Annotated in this window: 14 protein-coding genes; 5 read left to right on the top strand and 9 right to left on the bottom strand. The window is 63.9% G+C overall.

Translation table 11 applies throughout. The annotated features are described in order from the left end of the window. Nucleotides 1-52: 52 nt before the first annotated feature. Nucleotides 53-250, bottom strand: coding sequence for a hypothetical protein (locus OKA04_RS18840; RefSeq protein ID WP_264502757.1), 198 nt, complete (start codon nt 248-250; stop codon nt 53-55). Between the two features lie 102 nt (nt 251-352). Here OKA04_RS18840 and OKA04_RS18835 point away from each other — a divergent pair, with 102 nt between their 5' ends. After that, nucleotides 353-712, top strand: a complete 360-nt coding sequence (locus OKA04_RS18835) for a hypothetical protein (RefSeq protein WP_264502756.1) — start codon at nt 353-355, stop codon at nt 710-712. A gap of 90 nt (nt 713-802) precedes the next feature. Here the strand turns inward: OKA04_RS18835 and OKA04_RS18830 are convergent, their stop codons facing one another. The 6 genes from OKA04_RS18830 to OKA04_RS18805 form a co-directional block, all read right to left on the bottom strand. Then, nucleotides 803-1,495, bottom strand: a complete 693-nt coding sequence (locus OKA04_RS18830) for a hypothetical protein (RefSeq protein WP_264502755.1) — start codon at nt 1,493-1,495, stop codon at nt 803-805. A 135-nt stretch (nt 1,496-1,630) separates the two neighbouring features. Beyond that, a complete protein-coding gene (locus OKA04_RS18825) occupies nt 1,631-2,161 on the bottom strand; it encodes a type II secretion system protein GspG (RefSeq protein ID WP_264502754.1) in 531 nt (176 codons plus the stop codon). Between the two features lie 53 nt (nt 2,162-2,214). Then, a complete protein-coding gene (locus tag OKA04_RS18820) occupies nt 2,215-3,504 on the bottom strand; it encodes a type II secretion system F family protein (RefSeq protein ID WP_264502753.1) in 1,290 nt (429 codons plus the stop codon). 81 nt (nt 3,505-3,585) lie between these two features. After that, on the bottom strand, nt 3,586-5,259 hold the full coding sequence (locus OKA04_RS18815; RefSeq protein WP_264502752.1) for a GspE/PulE family protein: 1,674 nt from the start codon (nt 5,257-5,259) through the stop codon (nt 3,586-3,588). A 53-nt stretch (nt 5,260-5,312) separates the two neighbouring features. Continuing rightward, nucleotides 5,313-6,962 (bottom strand): GspE/PulE family protein, encoded by a 1,650-nt coding sequence (locus tag OKA04_RS18810; RefSeq protein WP_264502751.1) that lies wholly within the window; start codon nt 6,960-6,962, stop codon nt 5,313-5,315. Nucleotides 6,963-7,150: 188 nt separating this feature from the next. Next, a complete protein-coding gene (locus tag OKA04_RS18805) occupies nt 7,151-7,966 on the bottom strand; it encodes an ion transporter (RefSeq protein WP_264502750.1) in 816 nt (271 codons plus the stop codon). Between the two features lie 94 nt (nt 7,967-8,060). Here OKA04_RS18805 and OKA04_RS18800 point away from each other — a divergent pair, with 94 nt between their 5' ends. From OKA04_RS18800 to OKA04_RS18785, 4 genes are all read left to right on the top strand, one after another. Further along, the gene (locus tag OKA04_RS18800) at nt 8,061-11,498 is read left to right on the top strand and encodes a translocation/assembly module TamB domain-containing protein (protein WP_264502749.1); all 3,438 of its coding nucleotides are present in this window, start codon (nt 8,061-8,063) and stop codon (nt 11,496-11,498) included. After that, on the top strand, nt 11,495-13,531 hold the full coding sequence (locus OKA04_RS18795; RefSeq protein ID WP_264502748.1) for a BamA/OMP85 family outer membrane protein: 2,037 nt from the start codon (nt 11,495-11,497) through the stop codon (nt 13,529-13,531). Before OKA04_RS18800 ends, OKA04_RS18795 begins: the two co-directional genes overlap by 4 nt. Before the next feature lie 50 nt (nt 13,532-13,581). Beyond that, a complete protein-coding gene (locus OKA04_RS18790; RefSeq protein ID WP_264502747.1) occupies nt 13,582-14,259 on the top strand; it encodes a hypothetical protein in 678 nt (225 codons plus the stop codon). 123 nt (nt 14,260-14,382) lie between these two features. Continuing rightward, entirely contained in the window at nt 14,383-16,677 is a 2,295-nt protein-coding gene (locus tag OKA04_RS18785) for a DUF7133 domain-containing protein (RefSeq protein ID WP_264502746.1), read from the top strand. Between the two features lie 161 nt (nt 16,678-16,838). On the opposite strand, the gene dnaN is transcribed toward OKA04_RS18785, so the two are convergent. Next, entirely contained in the window at nt 16,839-17,936 is a 1,098-nt protein-coding gene (gene dnaN / locus OKA04_RS18780; protein ID WP_264502745.1) for a DNA polymerase III subunit beta, read from the bottom strand. Nucleotides 17,937-18,077: 141 nt separating this feature from the next. Beyond that, nucleotides 18,078-19,499, bottom strand: coding sequence for a chromosomal replication initiator protein DnaA (gene dnaA / locus OKA04_RS18775; protein WP_264502744.1), 1,422 nt, complete (start codon nt 19,497-19,499; stop codon nt 18,078-18,080). Nucleotides 19,500-19,583: the final 84 nt, after the last annotated feature.

Below are 19,583 nucleotides of genomic sequence, written 5' to 3'. Positions count from 1 at the left end.
GGGGTCTAGCGGGAGGCTCCCGCGAATTCAACCGCGATCACAGCACAAAGCCTCAGCGGCTCACACGGATCTCCCTTACCCGGGGTGCCTGACCGGCCTCCACGATTTCCACCGGGATCGTCAGCTCGCCCATCGGCACACTGGAAATCGGGACCGCCTCCTGCCCACGGGTCCGCAGCTTCCATGCCGCCAACGTGAAGGCGACACAGACCAACGCGATCCCAAGGTTCTTGAAGCGACCAGCTGCCATGAGTCGCGGGAACAAAAAGGAAGTTTTTGGAAAATATCAAGATTTATTAAAAACTTTTACCATTCGCCTATACCCTTCCCGCATGTTTTGTTCCCTGCCGGAATGGCACGCGACGAACGAAAGCGCCACTTGGTAGCGGGGATGCTGGTCATCGCCTTCATGGGTCTTGTCGGGCTGATACTGGTGATCGGCACCACCCTTCCCGGGCTGATCGGAGAAGTTTTCACGAAGGTCGTCGGCTTCCTTACCTCCCCTTTCCTGCTGGAAGGTTCACTGATCTTCGCCGGCTTCACTTTGGTGATCCTCATCAACTCCTGGCGACGTCACCGGGATGGCGATGAGTTCGTGTATCTGGACGAGCTGAACGCCACCTCCGCGGCTCCCTCCGAGTCTGGCGACCTCCCATCTGCCCACCGGGAGATCCCGGGCACGGTGGATGCAGGCCGGACTTCGCGGCCTTGAACCTCGGAATCCCGCGGGCAGCCGCAAAAAAACCGCCGGGCAAGCTGGGCTCGTCCGGCGGCTAAAAGAGACGGTCGATACTGTCCGCGATCAGCGGCTGCTGCGACGCGCGGCTTCTTCCAGGAAGATCTCCGCAAGGCGGAAGCAACGGCGCGAAATCTCGCGGGCGTCGTGATCGTCGATCAGGGCGAGGCCTTCCTCACCGACTTCCGACTGGAAGATCTTCCACGCCTTCTTGGCCACCTGCTCGGGATCGAGCTTCGGACGCTGGGGCGCGTGCATGGCCGGGGCGTGATTGCCTTCAGGCTGCTGCAATGGGACAGCCGGTGCGGGAGCCTCGGATGGCGCGGCCACAGCGTGCGGATGCTGGTGCTGCGGAGGCGACTGCTGGAAGCCACCCTGACCTTGCTGGCCGCCTTGGCCTTGACCCGGGCCCTTCTTCTTCCGGCGACGGCGCTTCTTCGGATTGCCCGGAGGCTCGCCACCGGCGGTTTCCACCACGAAAGGAATCACGTCCTGGCCCTGTTCGCGCGGCGAGCTGTCGGCATCGCGCTCAACGGCCTCGGACTCACGGTCGGCAGGAGCCTCGGAACGGGCAGCAGGAGCCTCGGACTCGCGCGGGGCCGCTGGCGCTTCAACTTCGGCAGGTGCTGCCGGGGCCTTCTCCTCGCTTGCCGCTTCCGGCTTTGGCTTTGCGGACTTGCGGACAGCGGGCCGTTTGCGCGCGGTCTTCGTGGCCGGAACTTCTTCGGCCGCAGGCGGCTCTTGGAACTCTTCGCTCATGTGCGATGCCAAGAAGAACGGACAGCGCTGCGGCGTCGAGCGCAAAGCCCCGGCGATGCACGAAGTCACAAAAAAGGGCGCCCGGCGTGCAATGAAGCACCAACCGGACGCCCTTCGGCAAATCAGACGGATAACTTAGAAGTTCCGGATATCGTCGAGGCTATCCTTGTGCTTCGGATCGGTGTTGGTCTTGCCATCCGGTCCGGCCGACCACAGGTCGAAGTCAGGATTCCGGGCCTGGGATCCGGTGCGGTAGCGGTAGAAGTTACCCCATGGATCGACGATGCGTGCCTGGCCGTTCGTGCCCTGTATCCATGCCTGACCGCCCTTGGTGTTGTTCTGGGGGTCAAGCGAGTCGAGGTAGATCTCGGAGCTCTTGTCCGCCTCGACGGCGTCCCAATACAGCGCCTTGTAGAGGACTTCGTCGCCACGGTCGCCATTGGCATCCGGGCTGTCGGGGTAGGACTTGTTCTCGGAGTGGTACTTCTGAAGAGCACCGGAAAGCAGGTCCACCTGAAGCTTCGCCTTCGTACGGGCGTTCTTCTGGTTTACGAAGCCGAAGGCTCCGAGGGTGAGGCCGGCAAGGGCGAGGATGATGGCGACGACCACGACAAGCTCCATCAAGCTGAAGCCCGCATGGCGGCGGCGGATACCTTGGATTTTCATGGGTGTCTGAAGGGTTGGTGAATCGGGCGGACACGGGGTCCGCCCGCATCCGCTTACATGTTGCCCATTTCGGAGATGATCTTGATCAGCGGCAGGAAGAGCGCGAACACCACCGCACCGACGACAAGTGCGAGGACGACGATCATGATCGGCTCAAGGATAGAAGTAAGCGCGGTCACGGCATTGTCCACTTCATCGTCATAGACGTCCGCCACCTTCAGGAGCATTTCCGGGAGTTGGCCGGTCTCTTCACCCACGTCCACCATCGAAATCACCATCGCTGGGAAGATCTTGGAGGACTGGAGCGGGCTGACGATCGATTCACCTTCCTTGACCGCCTCGTGGACCTTCTCGATCGCGTCGGACACGACCACGTTGCCGGCGGTGTCACGGGTGATGTTAAGGGCCTGGAGGATCGGCACACCGGAGGTGACCAGGGTGCCCAGGGTGCGGGAGAAGCGGGCGACGGCCGACTTGAGCTGGATGTCACCGAAGATCGGCAGGCGCAGCTTCAGGGTGTCGAGAGAGCGGCGGCCCTTCTTCGTCTTGCCCCAGGCATTGAAGCCCACGCCGATGAGGACGATGAGGACGGCGAACCAGACCACGTTCGGGATCGGCGGGACCAGCGTCGCATTCAGGAAGAACTTCGAGGTGCCGAAGACGATCCGCGAGATGGCGGGCAGCTCGGCATTGCCAAGCTCCGCGAACATCGACTCGAACTTCGGAACGATGAACAGCATCAGGAAGACAAGGATGCCGACCGCGATGAACATGACGATCACCGGATAGACCATCGCCGAGACGATCTTGTTCTTCAGCTTGTGGGCCTTTTCCTGGTACTCGGCCAGACGGACGAGGACGACTTCAAGCACACCGCCCAGCTCGCCGGCCTTCACCATGTTGACATACAACTTGTTGAAGATCTTCGGGTGCTGCGCGAGCGACTCGGAGAAAGTGGAGCCGGACTGGACCGAATCCGCGAGGGCGGCAATGGTGCCCTTCAGCACCGGATTCGGCTCCTGCTTGGCAAGCACGGTCAGGCCACGGAGAAGCGGCAGGCCGGAGTCGATCAGCGTCGCGAGCTGACGGGTGAAGATCATCAGCAGCTTCGGCTTGATGCGGCCACCGACGGCTGACTTTTCCTTCTTTTTGCCTGCAGGTGCCTTGCCTTTCTTGGCACCCTTTTTCGCGGCGAGCTTGCCCTTGCCGGCCTCGACAACCTGCAGGGGGTAGTAACCTTGCGACCGGAGCTGCTGGATGGCTTCGGCTTCGCTGGTGGATTCGATCGTGCCGGACATCTGCTCGCCCTTGGCATCGGCGGCGGTGAATTGGAACTGAGGCATGGGGTTGTTTTTAAATCGAGTGGAACAAGTGTGAGCGGGCCCGAGGGAGCTGGCCACTCAAATTTCGCGGTGAAAAATGGGTCAGGTGTATTTCAGGACCTCCTCGATGGTGGTGTGGCCGAGGTAGATGTTCCGCAGGCCGTCCTCGCGGAGGGTCTGCATGCCCAGCTCCATGGCCTTCTGCTTCAGCACCACCGTCGGAGCGCGGTCCGTGATGAGCTCACGGAGCGGGTCGGTGATGTCGAGCAGCTCGTAGAGGCCTTTCCGGCCCTTGTAGCCGCTCTTGCCGCAGACGTCGCAGCCGCGGCCGGTGTAGAAGTCCTTGTCGCCCAGCTCGTGGACCGCCACGCCGAGCTGCATGAGAATGCTCTCGTTCGGCTCGTAGGACGCCTTGCAGTTCTTGCAGATGGTCCGGACGAGACGCTGGGCGAGCACGCCCTCCAGCGATGCCGCCACGAGGAAGGGCTCGCAGCCCATGTCCACCAGACGGGTCACGGCACCGGGGGCATCGTTCGTGTGGAGCGTGGAGAGCACCAAGTGACCCGTGAGCGATGCCTGGATGGCAATCTGCGCGGTATCCATGTCACGCATCTCTCCCACCATGATACGGTCGGGGTCCTGACGGAGGAAGGCGCGCAGCACCCGCGGGAAGGTGAGGCCGATGCTCTCATGCACCGGGATCTGGATGATGCCGTCGATGTCGTATTCAACCGGGTCTTCCGCGGTCAGCAGCTTCGAGTCGGTGGTATTGATCCGGGCCAGCGCGGCGTAGAGCGTGGTCGTCTTGCCGGCACCCGTGGGGCCGGTGACGATGAAGATGCCGTTCGGCTTCTCGATGGTGTCGCAGATGTATTCGTAGATCGACTCCGGCAGGTGGAGATTCTCCAGCGAGAGATTCACCGACGAGCGGTCGAGAACGCGGAGCACGACGGACTCACCGTACTGGGTCGGCAGCGTGGAGACACGCATGTCCACCTGGCGGTCGCCGACCTGCTTCACGATACGACCGTCCTGCGGGACGCGGCGCTCGGCGATGTTCATGTTCGACATCACCTTGATACGCGAAATGATCGCCACGGAAAGGTGCACCGGCGGCGGTGCCATCTCGTAGAGCGAGCCGTCCACACGGTAGCGGATCTTGAAGTCCTTTTCGAAGGGCTCGAAGTGGATGTCCGATGCGCGCTCCTTGATGGCCTGGAAGAGCACCAAGTCCACATAGCGGATGATCGGTGCAGAGTTCGCCTCGGCTTCCATCTCGGCAGCGCTGAGATTGGCATTCACGCCGTGCTCGAGCTGCTGGAGGATGTCATCCATCGCCTTGCCCTCGCCGCCGTAGCACTCGTTGATCTTCGCCTCGACGACGTAGTCGGGGGCGATCGCCAGCACGACCTCGCGGCCGAGGGCGAAGCGCAGGTCCTCGATGGTCTGCGGGTTCATCGGGTCCACGAGCACGACGTGCAGGCCGTCATTGTCGTAGTTCACCGGCAGCGCGCCGTGCAGGCGGGCCATGCCGGCGGGCAGCAGGGCCAGCAGTTGGTCCGGCGGGGTCCACTCGCGGATGTCCACCACCGGTGCGCCCAGCTCGGACGCGACCACCGGCCAGACGTCGTCGCGGTGATTGATGACCTGGAAGTCGGCGAGGATCTCAGCAGCCTCCTTGCCGCTGTTCTCGACTTCGTGAAGGATGTCCTGACCGAGCGAGCGGTCGATCAGCCCGCGGCTGATGAAAAGTTCTACGATCTGGTTGTTGTCCATGGATCGGGTTTTAAGAAATTGGAAATCTGGGATTTATAACTCGGATCCTGGGATCAGTCGAAGTCCGACATCGTCACGTGGATGACCTCGTCCGCGGAGGTCAGGCCGGCGAGCACCTTGCGGATACCGTCATCGCGCAGCGTGCGCATGCCTAGCTCGCGGGCGCGGCGGCGAAGCTGGCTGGAGGTGAGGTTCTCGTTGATCATGTGACGCACCTCGTCATCGATCTGGAAAAGCTCGAAGAGGCCGATACGACCGCGGAAACCATTGCGGCGGCACTTGTCGCAACCGACCGGCCCCATGACCTGCGAGCTGTCGCCGCGGCTGGTGTCGAAGCGCAGCGAGCGCGCTTCCTTGTCGGTGAGCGTGTGCGGCTGCTTGCAGACCGGGCAGAGCTTGCGGACCAGACGCTGGGCCAGCACGGCACGGACGGCGGAGGCGATGAGGAAGCGCTTGATGCCGATGTCCGCGAGACGGGCGACGGCGGAGGGCGCATCATTCGTGTGGAGCGTGGAAAGCACCAAGTGACCGGTGAGCGACGCGTTGATGGCGATGTTCGCCGTCTCCGCGTCACGAATTTCCCCGATCATGATGATGTTCGGCGCCTGGCGGAGCATCGCGCGGAGGGCAGCGGCGAAGGTCATGCCGATGTCCGTCTTCACCATCACCTGGTTGATGCCGGGAAGCTCATACTCGACCGGGTCTTCCACGGTGATGATCTTCTTGTCCGGCTTGTTGATGACGTTCAAGCAGGCGTAGAGCGTCGTCGTCTTGCCGGAACCCGTGGGACCGGTGACGAGGATGATGCCGTCCGGCAGGCCGATCAACTTCTCGAAGGTGGACTGGTCATCGGAGAAGAACCCGAGCTCCGGCAAGCCGAGCACGAGGGCCGACTTGTCGAGGATACGCATGACGATCGATTCGCCGTGGTTCGAGGGGACGGAGGAAACACGGAGGTCGATCTCCTTCTCCGCCGTCTTCACCTGGATACGTCCGTCCTGCGGAAGGCGCTTCTCGGCGATGGACATCGTGCCGCTCATCACCTTCAGACGGGCGATGATGGCGGGGAGCAGCTTCTTCGGGTGCTCGTCCACGATCACCAGCTTGCCGTCCACGCGGTTGCGGATACGGACGGAGGTTTCCAGCGGCTCGATGTGGATGTCGGAGCAGCGCATCTTCATCGCGTCCACGAGCAGGTTCTGCACGAGGCGGATGATCGGCGCGTCGCCGTCGGTGACTTCCACGTCATGGCCGCCGGGATTGATCATCGATCCGGACTCGGTGGCTCCGTAGAACTGCTTGAGCAGCACGTCGATCGCATTGACCGGCGCGCAGACGAAGCTGACTTCCCGGCGCAGCACGTGCGGCAGGCTGTCCATCGTCTCGAACTCGAAAGGATCCCCGACCGCCACGGTGAGGAAAACGCCATCGTCCGCGACCGGCACCACCTTGTAGCGGCGGGCGATCTCGTCCGGGATGGCACCCAGGATCTCCGAGGAGAGGGTCATCTGGGCGAGGTCGATCGCCTCGATGCCCGCATTCTGGGCAAGCACGGCGCAAACCGTGTTTTCCGAGAGGTCGGTATCGCTGAGCAGACGCTCGATCACGGAACCGCCCTTGCTGCGGGCTTGATCAAGCACGTCGGGATCGACCACGCCGGCTTCCACCAGCAGGTCGGCCAAGTAATCTTCGTTGGAGAACACGGGTTTTCGGGCCTTTTTGGAAATCGAATGAAAGAAACGCGGGACGTGTCGCACGACCCGGCGCTCACACACTGGTCAAGCTGCTCCCGCTTTGTCAACCTACCGCCAAAACATCGATGGAGTAATCCGCCGGGGGTAGGCACGGCGTATTGACGATGCGGTGGCGACGACCGCCAGAGCTTGATAATTCAGCTCATCGGAGCACCACACCGGCGGCAAAATCGAGCGTCCGGCAGGTGCCCGTGGACCCCGCAGGAGGGGCAGGCCTCCGAGCTGTCGTCCCCGTCGAGCTTCGCCAGTTCCGTCGTCAGGATACCGGTGGGCACCGCGATCACCGCATAGCCGGTCAGCGCGAGCGCGGAGGTGAGGAAGCGCCCGAATGCCGTGACCGGCGTGATGTCGCCAAATCCCAGCGTGGTGATGGTGACGACGGCCCAATAGACGCTCGTCGGGATGCTGGTGAAGTCTCCGTGCGGCCCCTCCACCAAGTACATCAGCGTCCCGGCGATCACCGAGATCGCCACCATGAAGGAGAAGAACACCGTGATCTTCGCCCGCGCGCCATAGAGCGCCCGCACCAGCAGCTCGGCGCCATTCACGTGACGCACCATCTTGAAAACCCGGAACATCCGCAGCATGCGCAGCACCCGGATGACCAACAGCGCCTGCATGCCCGGGAAGAATACCATCAGGTAGGTGGGCAGCACCGAGAGCACGTCGATGATGCCGTAGAAGCTCCGCGCGTAGCGCAGGGGATGGCGCACCACGCTGAGCCTCAGCAGATACTCCAGCGTGAAGAGGATCGTGAACGACCACTCGACCACCTGCAGCGGCCCGGCATAGTCCCGCTTGATGGCGGGCACGCTTTCCAGCATCACGCAGATGACGCTCAGGCCGATGAGCCAGAGCAGCGTCACGTCGAACCGCCTCCCCGCCGGCGTCTCCGCCTCGAAGATAATCTCCCTGATCCGCTCGCGGCGAGAGGGCTGGGACGGCTCGGACATGCCACGACTGGAGAGGAAGAAATGACCTGCGGAAAGAGCTTTCGTTGACCGCACGGGTGTCGGGGGCCATGAATCATGCGCCGCCTTGCGATTCATGAGTACCGACGGAGACGCCCCACCCCAGAAGAAGAAGCGCCGCCGTGGCCGCAAGTCATTGATAGCACTCGTGGTGATCTCCGGCGGGCTGGTCTGGCTGAATGGCCCGGGCTGGCGATGGCTCGGCGGGATCGGCGCGCGCAAGGCCCTCGAAGGCAGCGGACTCACCGCGGATTTCGACCTCAAGGGCACCCTGCTCGGCGGGATTCGTGTTGAACGGCTCTCCGTTTCCGGAGGACCGATCCGCAAGCTGGAGATCGGCTCCGTCGGCCCGCTTTACCAACTCAAGAAAATCGTCCGAGGCGAACTCGACGGCGTGGCGGTGGAGAAGATCGACGCGATCATCGACCTCGCGGCCGATCCCCTGCCCTCCCGCGGCGGGCCGAAGGAAGAAAATCCCGACGACCTGCCGACCACGCTGAAAAAGATCCGCGCGATGCTGCTGCCGATGGACCTGCGGGCCGCGGACCTGCGCTTCCAGCTCGTGCGCGGCGAGGAGAGCCTCGTGGTGCTGGATACCAGCACGTTTTCCCATGCGCCGGGCAGCGATGAATTCCGGCTGTCGCTGGGCCAGCTCGGCGTCACCTCCGGCTACTCTTTCGAGGCGCAGGAGTCGGTGATCGTGTGGGGAGAAAACGATCTTTCGCTGGATCGCTTCGACGTCACCCCGCGTCTCGGCGTCCGCGACGTGCAGGTGGAGATCGGCACCGGTGGCCAGATTTCCGGCACGGGCGTGGTGCAGATCGAGGATTCGCGGCTCATCCTTGCCGGGAACCAATCGTCCGCCACGGTGAAGCTGGAGGGCGACCCGCTGGTGGTGCAGGAAGCCGTGAAGAATTTCGCGCTCGAACTCCCCGCCGAGGCCACCGTCCGGCGATTGGAAGCGAGCATCGAGGGCTTCGACAAGACGCCCGACCAATGGCAGGCCACCGCGACTGCGGAAATCGGGGCCATCCGCTATGAGGACTGGCAGGCGGAGACGCTCGTGCTGGATGCCGAGAAAGATGGCAGCCAAGGCACCGTGAACTTTTCGCTCGCGGCGCTCGATTCCAGCGTCGCTGGCAATGCCGCGCTGACGTGGCGGAATCTCTCCGCCGGGCAGTGGACCGACTTCGAAGCCACCGCGAAGGCCACGGTCCCGCAGCTCTCGCCAATCTATGCGGTAATGAAGGAGAAATTCGAATTCGCGCCGAAGGAAGCGCCGCCGCTGCCCGCGTCGTCGCTCGCACTGGATGCCACCGCGGACATGGGCCCGGAAGGCATCCGCTCGGCCACCGCAAAGTGGCTGCTCTCCGCGGAGAAGGACGCGCCATCGCTCGCCGGGGAGAACAAATGGACGCCCGATGGCAAGCTGGGCGGCACGCTCGGCACCGACGGGCTGCGCGCCACCTATGCGCTCGATCTGACGGCGAAGAACTACGAGGCATCCGCAGTGCTCGATGCCTTCCAGCCAGAGCGACTTGCCGCCTGGGCGGCTCCGGCGGGCGTCACGCTGCCAACCGGGATGAATGCCACCGCGACCTGGCAAGGCAGCGGGGAATTCGGCCCGAAGCCCCATCGCGGCACTTTCGACATCCCGTCCTTCGAAATGGTGCGGGAGGACACCCCGCCGCTGATCGTCCGAACGAAGGGCAACTACAACTGGCCTCAGGAGGTGGTGCTCGATGACGTGACCGCGATTGCGGAAGGACAGACCATCAATGCCAGCGCCACCTTCGCCGACCGGATCCTCAAGATCCCGCGCATCGAGTGGAAGGATGGCGAGCAAAAGCTGGTCGGCGGCCAGGCGGAGATCCCCGTGCCGGAGGAAATGAAGACCACGAAGGATTTCCTCAAGCAGGAGATCCCGCTGAATGTCTTCCTCGAAACGGACTGGATCGATCACGCCCGGCTCTCCGCATGGCTGCCCGAGAAGAAATCGCCGCTCGCCAGCGGCAGCGGCCGGGTCCGCCTCGTCGTGACCGGCACGCCCGCCGCTCCGAAGATCGATCTGGATGCAGACGTGCGTGGCGTGAGCCTGCCCGATCAACCCGACGTGCCGGTGACGGATGCGAGCATCACGCTCGACGGCGCGGACGGAACGCTGGCCATAAACGGCCAGATCAAGCCCGCAGGCTACGAGCCCGTCGTGATCACCGGCAAGACCGCCTTCAAGCCCGGCGAGTGGGCGGAGAATCCGGAAACCGCACTCAAAGAGAAGCTCGAGGCGCGCGCCAATATCCCCCGCCTCAATCTGGCGACCTTCGCGAAATTCGTCCCCACCGCTGACCAGCTATCCGGCACGGTCGAGGGGAACTTCACCGCGACCGGCACCATCGGCGAACCCGACCTCGCCGGGGAACTCCGGTTGTCCCAAGGCGTCTTTTCCTTGAAAGACTCCCCTGTCCCGCCGGTCACAAATGCGAACGCGCTGATCCGACTCGTAGGCAAGGAGGTCCGGCTGCAGACCCTCTCGCTGGAAGCCGCCGGTGGCACCCTGACCGGCACCGGAAATGTCGGGCTCGCCGACGCGGCAAATCCCACCTTTGACGTGAACCTGCGGGGCACCGCGCTGCCGCTCCAGCGCGATGAGTCGATGATCGTGCGGGCCGATGCGAATCTCACCCTGCGCGGGAATCTCGAGCAGGCAGGCATCTCCGGAACGGTCGATATCGTGGACAGCCTCTTTTACCGCGACTTTGAGATCCTGCCGGTGCGCGTGCCCTTCACCGCGCCCTCGCGACCGAGCCTGCCCTCGATCGATCCTGACGAAAAAGCGGCGGACTTCCCCGAGCCCTTCGCCAATTGGACGCTCGACGTGATGGTCCGCACGCGCGATCCGCTCTTCATCCGCGGCAACCTGGCCAAGGGTGAAGCCATCGCGAACATCCGCTTCGGCGGCACCCTCTCGAACATCCAGCCACAGGGAAATGCCATCATCGGCGAGGCGGAGGCAAAGCTGCCCTTCAGCACCCTCAAGGTGAGCAATGGCGCGATCACCTTCACATCGGCCGGAGGATTGAATCCCGAACTGAACATCCGCGGCACCTCGAACATCGGCCGCTATGAGGTGAACGTCTATTTCTACGGCCCGGTGAATGCGCCGAAGACCGCGCTGACCTCGGATCCGCCGCTGCCGGAGAGCGAGATCATGACCCTGCTCGCCACCGGCACCACGTCCGATGGACTGGAGGACGGGCAAGCCGCGACGATGAAGGCCGCGCAGCTCCTCATCGAGGAATGGCGGAAGGGACGACTGCCCTTCGCCGAGCAGGTCGCCAAGGTGCTCGAAGTCATCAATCGCGTGGACGTCCGCATCGGCGAGGACGACCCGCTCACCGGCAAGCGCCTGAATTCCGCCACCATCGAGGTGACCGAAAAAATCTACGTCAGCGGCTCCGTGGACAAACAAAGCAACACCCGCGTCCTCGGCGCATTCGTTCTCCGGTTCAAATGAGGAAAGCTTTCACACGCGAAGTCAGGACATGGAAATCCGGAGGGCTGCGGTCCGTCCTGGTCCCGGTCCTTTGCCTGACGTCCTCCAGCCTCGTGTCGCTCGGTGCGGACCTCCGCATCGAGGGCCTGCACTCCATGAGCGAGGGCGAAGCGCTCGACCTGCTCGGCGACCGGCTGGAACTCATCCGGACCAAGCCCCCGTCCACCTCGCGGGCGGCGGATGCGGCCTTCCTGTTAGAGAACCTGATGAAGCGACAGGGCTTCCAGCGTCCCGACGTGAGGCCCGTCATTTCCGGCAATGCCATCCGCCTCGTGGTGAATGAAGGACCGCGCATCAAGATCGGCTCCGTGGCCGTGCCCGGCTTCGAGAAGGAAGACCAGGAGCGCCTTTCGCGGCTATTCAAGTTGCCCGGGCAAGAGCGTGTGCTGCGCCCCGGCCAGGAGCCTCCCTTCCGCGAGGCCGACGTGCCGGAGGGCTTGTCGCTGCTGGAGGCGGACTTCCGTTCGCGCGGCTACTGGCGGGCGAAGGCGGTGGTGGAAAAGCGCGGCGAGACGAATGGCGAGATCGCCTTCATGATCCGCATCACTCCCGGCCCGCTGCATCACCTCGGCGCGCCGCGCTTCGATGGCGCACCGCAGGAGCTGATGGCCCGGCTCCAAGCGACTGCCGCCCCGCATGTCGGCAAGGTGGCAAATACCGACCTGCTCACCACGCTGCGCAGCGAGATCGAGAGCGTCTTCCGCTCCACCGGCTATCCGCTGGAGACCTACAAGATGAACCGTATCCTCGGCGACGCCACGCTCACGCCGCGCTTCATCATCAAGTTCGGCGAGCGCCAGCGCCTCAGCGAAGTGCTGGTCGCGGGGACGGAGAAAACCAAGACGGAGCGCATCACGAAGCGCTTCGATGACCTGCGCGGCGAGTGGTTCGACGCGGAGGAATTCGACAAGCGGCTCAAGAAGCTCCTCGCCACCGGGGCCTTCGCCTCGATGCGCATCGAGAATGCAACGGATGAAAACGGCATGCTCGACGCCACCCTGCAGGTCGTCGAGGGCAGGGCACGCGGTGCCTCGGTCTATGGCGGCTTCGGCAGCTACGAAGGCGGCGTGCTCGGCCTGAAATACCACGACCGGAATTTCGGGGGAAACCTCTGGAACTTCAGCACTGGTGTGGAAGTCAGCTCGCGCGGCGTGCTCGGGGATATCCGGCTTTCCGATCCGTGGCTTTTCGACACCGACACCTATCTCGGCCTGCGGCTCTTCTCGGTGACCCGCGCCCTGGAAGGCTACGACAAATTCGAGACCGGCGTATCCGCGGAATTCTCCCGCGATGACTTCGGCCAATATCTCGACGCCAGCATCATGCTCGGCTCGTCGATCGTGAACACGAGCAGCAACAATATCCCGGTCACGCAGCTCGGCGAGACGGTTTACGGGCACCACTACATCCGCGCCGACGTCACCTACGACCGCCGCGATGATCCGGTCACTCCCGGCAAAGGCTACCACCTGAATGCCGCGGCACAGGGCGGACTCATCGCCGGTGATGTCTCGTCGAGCTACTTCCGCGTGGACCTCTCCGGCGCGAGCTACATTCCCGTGGGCAAGAAAGGTCAGGTGAACCTGGGCGCGCGTGCCAGCATGCTCTCCCCTTCCACCGGCATCAGCGAGTTCCCCATCGACCTGCGCCTCTTCACCGGCGGCGCGGATACCGTGCGGTCCTTCCGCTACAATGAACTCGGTCCCCGCTCCGTGACGAATGACCCGCTCGGCGGTGCCACCTACTGGGTGGCGAATGCCGAGTATGTCCACGTCCTCTTCGGCCCGGTGAAAGGAGTCGGCTTCATCGATGCGGGCAGCATGTCCGCGCTGGAAGACGGCTTCAGCTTCGACTCGCCGGAACTCGCGGTCGGCATGGGCCTCCGCATCGACCTGCCGGTTGGCCCAATCCGCATCGAATACGGCCACAATCTCACCCAGGACGGCAATGAGTCGTCCGGCACCTGGCACTTCGCCATCGGCACCGCGTTCTGATCGCCGGTGATTCGACACGCCCATCCCTTTCGCGCTATCTTCTGCCCACCATGTTTGTCCTGTCTTGCGAGCCCGCCACGTCCGCCGTTCCCGAGTGGCACCGGGAGCTTTTCCGCGGACACGAGGAGATCGTCAGCTCCACCGAGGGCTGGTCACCGGGTTCGCTCAATCTCGCCCAGGCGTTCGCGACGAAATTGCGGAGCCTGCTCGCCCACGGCGATATCACCCGCCTGCTCATCGATTTCTCCCGCCATCCGGATGATCCCGAGCGCTTCAGCCGCTTCTCGAAAAAGCTCACGGACGAGCAGAAGCAGAAGCTCGACGAGCGGCACCACCGCGCCCATCTGAATACCCTGAAGCAGCGCATACTCGCCGAGCAGCAGCGGACCGGCGAGGCGCTGCACCTGACGCTACGCGCAGAAGATGAACCGGGCATGCCCACCGTGGAACTCCTCCACTCCGGCGAGCGGGACATCGAGACGAAATTCGTCGAGCGCTGGCGCACCGCGCTTCAGGCGGCAGCCCCGGACCTGAAGGTCTCGTCTCGCATCGACCAGAGCTACGGGCTGTCCCGCTTTCTCCGCGAGGAATTCGCCACGGGCTTCGGCAGCGTGAACGTCGTTGTCGCACGCTCCTGCTTCCTCGATGGGAAGCCGGTCCGCTGGGAGCAACTGAAGAAGACCCTGCTGGCGACGCTCCCGCAGCCCCAGCCAACGGTGCCTTCGTAGCAGCAGGCGGTCAAAAACGGCACCCCGGCGGTCAGAGCCGTCTTTGCGTGCTGTCATACAAATTTTGACTTTCCGCCGCAGATTGGGAAAAGTCGGGGAAGCAAACCCGTAACCCGACAACCCATGCGTCATCAAATTCTAGCCGCCGCCTTGCTCGGCACCCTCCCGCTTGCCGCCCAGCAGGGCGATCGAAAGGAGCACACCAAGATGGATCCGGTGGTGCCGGAGAGCGAGGTCCCGCCCTCCCCCGTGCTGTCCGTGGCGGATGCGCTGAAGAGCTTCCAGATCGCACCGGGCTTCGTCATCGAGCCGGTGGTCGCCGAGCCGCTGGTGGAAAAGCCGGTCTGCCTCGACTTCGACGCTGCTGGCCGCATGTGGGTCTGCGAGATGCGCGGCTACATGCCGGACATCGACGGCAAGGGCGAGAACGTCCCGGAAGGCCGCATCTCCGTGCTCGAAGACACCGATGGCGACGGCAAGGCGGACAAGAAGACCGTCTTCCTCGACAAGGTGCTGCTGCCGCGCGCGGTGGCCGTGTTTGACGACGGCATCCTCTTCCTCGACGAAAACCGGCTCTGCTGGGCGAAGCGCGACGGCCTGAAAATGGTCGGCCAGCCCGAGGTGATCGATTCGAAATTCAACGGCGGCGGCAACGTGGAGCACAAGCCGAACGGCCTGATGCCGAACTTGGACAACTGGCTCTACCTCGCGAAGTCGGACAAGCGCATCCGCCGCGTGAACGGCAAGTGGGAGATCGAGCCCACCTCCTTCCGCGGCCAGTGGGGCATCGCCCGCGACGACTGGGGCCGCCTCTACCACAATCACAACTCCGCCTTCATGTTCGGCGAATCCCTCGCGCCGAACCTGCTGCAGGGAAATGCCGCGGTGAAGATGAAGTACAACGACACCGAGGGGCTGGGCAACAACCGCACCTGGCCGATCCGCGTGACGCCCGGCGTGAACCGCGCCTATCTCTCGAAGGCGAACGGCTACGGCGAGCAGACGCTCGATCCGAAGACCCACAAGCTGATCAACTGCACCGCCGCCGCCGGCCTGACCGTCTATCGCGGGACGAACCTGCCGAAGGATTGGTACGGCATGGGATTCTCGACCGAGTCCTCGGTGAATCTCGTGAAGGCCATCAAGATCGCGGAAAAGGACGGCAAGCTGAGCGGCAGCCACCCCTTCGGCGAAAAGGAATTCCTGGCTTCCACCGACGAGCGCTTCCGCCCGGTGAACGTTTACACCGCGCCGGATGGCTCGCTCTACCTGCTGGACATGTATCACGGAATCATCCAGCACAAGACCTACCAGACCAGCTACCTGCGCGAGCAGCACCTGTCGCGCGGGCTGGACAAGCCGGGCTTCGGCCACGGCCGCATCTACCGTATCCGTAGTACTTCCGGGAAGCTGGAGCCGCAGGTGGACATCTCCAGCCTGAAGGGTCTCGACCTGGTGAAGATGCTGATGCACGCGAACTCGTGGCACCGCGAGACGGCGCAGCGCGTAATGGTGGACCGCAAGGATGCGGAACTGGTGCCGCTGCTGGCCAAGCTCGCTGCCAATGGCTCGCCGGTCGCACGCGTGCATGCCTTCTGGACCCTCGAAGGCATGGGCGCGCTGAAGTCCGAACACCTCATCCCCGCGCTGAAGGACAAGGACGCGAAGGTGCAGGCGTCCGCCCTGTGGGCGTGCACGCGGCTCGATGCGGCGGAGCTTTCCAAGCTGGAATCCGGTCTCGTGGCGATCAAGCCCGCCGCACCGGAAGTCGCCCCCTACCTCGCCCGCGTGCTGGGTTCGCTGGGCACCGCGAAATCGCTCGACGCCCTCGCCGCGCTGCTGAAGGACGAGCCGAAGGCCCGCTTCATCAGAGAAGCCGCGGTCTCCGGCCTGCACGGTCACGAGGCGGAATTCGTGAAGCTCGCCGACCCGAAGGACAAGGGGCTGATGGCATGGCTCGACCAGGGCGCGAAGAATGCCTCGGCGAAGGGCCCGGTCGGCCCGGCGCTCAAGGGCGAGCAACTCGCGTCCTTCAATCGCGGCAAGGCACTCTTCGCCGGCGAGGCCGTGTGCTTCAGTTGCCACGGTCCGGACGGCAGCGGCGTCGTGGGCCTCGGCCCGCCGCTCGACAATTCCGAATGGGTGACGGGCAAGCCCGACGTGCTCATCAAGATCATGCTCCACGGCATGACGGGCCCGGTGACGGTCGCGGGCGTGGACTACGCGCCGACCGCCGACATGCCGTCGCTGGGGATGAATCCCATGTTCACCGACCAGAAGCTGGCCGACATCGCGACCTACGTCCGCAACGAGTGGAGCAACAAGGCACCCGCCGTGACCGAGTCCACCGTCAAGAAGGTGCGCGACGACAACAAGGACCGCGGCGGCAAGCCGTGGACCGCGGGCGAGCTGAAGTAACCGGCCTCTCCCTCCGACTTTCGCGGCCCGTCCGGATCTCCGGGCGGGCCGTTATTTTTGAAATCCGCAGAACCCGGAACAAAAAGATTCCCGGAGAAAGAAGAAGCCCGGAGCACCTTGCGGCGTCCGGGCTTGGGAAAATCGAGTCAGTGATCGAAGAATCAGCCCGTCACGCGCATCGGCATGATGACGTAGAGGAAGCTGCCATCGATGCGGACGACGCCCGGACTCATCTCGTCGATGAGGTCAAGGTAAACGGTCTCGCTCTCGAGGTTGCGGAGCGGGGCCATCAGGAACTCGGGATTGAAAGCGATCTGCATCGCCTTGCCACCGTAGGCGACTTCCATCGTTTCGCGGGCTTCACCCACGTCCGGCGAGTTGGCGGTCACTTCCACGACGTTCTCGCCGAAGACGAGCTTCACCGAGTTCGACTTGTCCGAGGACAGGAGAGAGACACGGCGGACGGTGTCGAGGGTGGACTCGCGCGGCAGCTCGACGCGCTCGGTCGAGTCGCCCGGGATCACCTGGCGGTAGTTCGGGTAGTTGCCCTCGATCAGCTTGCTGATCAGCAGGTGCTCGCCGATGGAGAAGGAGATCTGGCTGTCCGAGAGGCGGATGAGCACTTCGCCCGCCTCGCCGAGGAGGCGCTGGAGCTCCTGCACGGCCTTCGTCGGGACGATCACGTCGGTCTCGTGGGTGGCCGGGAAATCGAGGTCGTTTTCCACCATCGCGAGGCGGCGGCCGTCGGTGGCGACCAGCGTCAGCTTGCCATCGCGGAAGGAGGTGTAGATGCCATTCAGCACGTAGCGGGTCTCGTCGGTCGAGATCGCGTAGGAAGTCTTCTTCAGGCCGTCGCGGAGGAGCTGCTGCGGCATGCGGAATTCCTTCGCACCCTCGAAGTCCGGGAGCGGCGGGAAGTCATCCTGGCCGAGGCCGATGATCTTGAAGAAGGACGGGCCGCTCTGGATGGAGGCGATGTTCTTGGCATCGACGGTGATCTCCACCTCGCTGGCTGGCAGCTCGCGGACGATATTGACGAGGCGCTTGGCAGGCAGCGTGGTCGCGCCTTCCCGCTCGATCTTTGCCTCGACCGAGCCGGTGATGCCCACGTCGAGGTCGGTGGTGGTGAAGGTCAGGCGACCATTCTTCGCCACCAGCAGCACGTTCGAAAGAATCGGCAGGGTCGTGCGAGTGCTGACCACGTGCTGGACCTTCTGCAGCCCCTCGAGCAGGGCTTCTTTGGAAATGCTGAACTTCATGGGGATAAACGGAGAACGCGTTGGCTGAGGGCGATGCTCTCCGCAATCTCCGATCCTTGGCAAGCCAATCTATCGGGATATGCCAAGGAAGGCCGTCCACGTAGGACGGCCTCCCGGAATTTCAAAAATTCCCCGGCTTTATCAGCGCCGCAGCGAGGTCTCGATGATCCCCACAGCATCGCGGGTGGAGGAGTCCGTCTCCATCTGCGAGGTGATGCGCTTCACCGCATGGATCACCGTGCCGTGGTCCCGTCCGCCGAAGGCCTCGCCGATCTCCATCAGCGACTGCTTCGTGAGCGTGCGGCTCAGATACATGGCGATCTGGCGGGGGAAGGCGATGCTGGCCGGGCGGCGGCGGCTGGTCATGTCGGCCAGGCGCACGTCGAAGTGATCCGCCACGGCGCGCTGGATGGCGTCCACGGTCACCTGCTTGCCCGTCTCCTCGCGCAGGAGGTCGCGCAGCAGGTGCTCCACGCGCTCCTCGGTCACCCGCTCGCCTGCCAGCGAGGCAAAGGTGGCCACGCGCATCAGCGCGCCTTCCAGGCGGCGGACATTGCTGCGGATGCGCTCGGCGAGGAAGCGGACGATCCCCTCCTCCACCTTCACCTTCCACTCGTCGCGCTTTTTCTGGAGGATCGCCAGGCGGGTCTCGAAGACCGGCGGCTGGATCTCCACCGTCAGGCCGCACTCGAAGCGGGAGACGAGGCGCGGCTCCAGGTTCTTGATCTCGCTTGCCGGGCGGTCGCTCGTCAGGATCACCTGGCAGCGCCCGTCGAGCAGCGAGTTGAAGGTGTGGAAGAATTCCTCCTGCGAACGCTCCTTGCCGCCGATGAACTGCACGTCATCGATCAGCATCAGCTCGGCGGAGCGGTAGCGCTTGCGGAAGCGCTCAAGGTCGCCCTTGCGGACGGCGTCGATGAACTCGTTCGTGAACTTTTCGCAGGTGAGATAGACCACGCGCGAGGCAGGCACGCCGCGCAGCCACTCCTGGCCGATGGCCTGCATCAGGTGAGTCTTCCCGAGACCGGAGCCGCCGTGGATGAAGAGCGGGTTGTAGCCCGGTCCCTTGCGCTTGCCGACAGCCTCGCAAGCCGCGTGGGCGAACTGGCTGTTCGCGCCGACCACGAAGTTCTCCAGCGTGAACTGAGGCTGGAGACCGCTCGTCTTGAGCCGCTTCTCAAAGCTGACCTCTCCGCCTGCCTGGACAGCCGGTGCCGTGCGGGCCGGTGCTGCCTGATCGGCTGCCGGAGCCTCGGCCTTCAGAATCTCCTGGAGCTTGTCCTCCACCACGAGTCTCACCCCGCGCACACCTTCCATCGTCTCCGCCACGGCGGTAGCGAGTTCCGGCATGTAGTTCGTCTCGATCCACACCTGGTGGATGTCATTCGGAACGGCGATCACCGCCTTCGAATCATCCACCGCCACCAACCTCGAAGCCCGGAACCAGCGCTGGTAAGCATCCTTGCTCACCAGGCCGCCGAGAACTTCGCAGGTTGCTTCCCATTGGGCGGCCACGTCAGCGACCGCCTTCATTGCATCCTCCTCGAACTCCTCAGACTCCATGTTTGTCACGTGCTTTTTCAAAAAAAGGTTTTTGCGCCTGACTGACCTCCGGAGGGTTTGTGGGAGCCTCTCGGAGCGCGGCGG

The organism is Luteolibacter flavescens (assembly GCF_025950085.1).
Taxonomy (GTDB): Bacteria; Verrucomicrobiota; Verrucomicrobiia; order Verrucomicrobiales; family Akkermansiaceae; genus Haloferula; species Haloferula flavescens.
This window is presented reverse-complemented; position numbering and strand designations above follow the sequence as displayed.

Coding starts and splice junctions, on each gene's coding strand:
- OKA04_RS18840 (WP_264502757.1), bottom strand. CDS start 250: ATGGCAGCTGGTCGCTTCAAGAACCTTGGGATCGCGTTGGTCTGTGTC.
- OKA04_RS18835 (WP_264502756.1), top strand. CDS start 353: ATGGCACGCGACGAACGAAAGCGCCACTTGGTAGCGGGGATGCTGGTC.
- OKA04_RS18830 (WP_264502755.1), bottom strand. CDS start 1,495: ATGAGCGAAGAGTTCCAAGAGCCGCCTGCGGCCGAAGAAGTTCCGGCC.
- OKA04_RS18825 (WP_264502754.1), bottom strand. CDS start 2,161: ATGAAAATCCAAGGTATCCGCCGCCGCCATGCGGGCTTCAGCTTGATG.
- OKA04_RS18820 (WP_264502753.1), bottom strand. CDS start 3,504: ATGCCTCAGTTCCAATTCACCGCCGCCGATGCCAAGGGCGAGCAGATG.
- OKA04_RS18815 (WP_264502752.1), bottom strand. CDS start 5,259: ATGGACAACAACCAGATCGTAGAACTTTTCATCAGCCGCGGGCTGATC.
- OKA04_RS18805 (WP_264502750.1), bottom strand. CDS start 7,966: ATGTCCGAGCCGTCCCAGCCCTCTCGCCGCGAGCGGATCAGGGAGATT.
- OKA04_RS18800 (WP_264502749.1), top strand. CDS start 8,061: ATGAGTACCGACGGAGACGCCCCACCCCAGAAGAAGAAGCGCCGCCGT.
- OKA04_RS18795 (WP_264502748.1), top strand. CDS start 11,495: ATGAGGAAAGCTTTCACACGCGAAGTCAGGACATGGAAATCCGGAGGG.
- OKA04_RS18790 (WP_264502747.1), top strand. CDS start 13,582: ATGTTTGTCCTGTCTTGCGAGCCCGCCACGTCCGCCGTTCCCGAGTGG.
- OKA04_RS18785 (WP_264502746.1), top strand. CDS start 14,383: ATGCGTCATCAAATTCTAGCCGCCGCCTTGCTCGGCACCCTCCCGCTT.
- dnaN (WP_264502745.1), bottom strand. CDS start 17,936: ATGAAGTTCAGCATTTCCAAAGAAGCCCTGCTCGAGGGGCTGCAGAAG.
- dnaA (WP_264502744.1), bottom strand. CDS start 19,499: ATGGAGTCTGAGGAGTTCGAGGAGGATGCAATGAAGGCGGTCGCTGAC.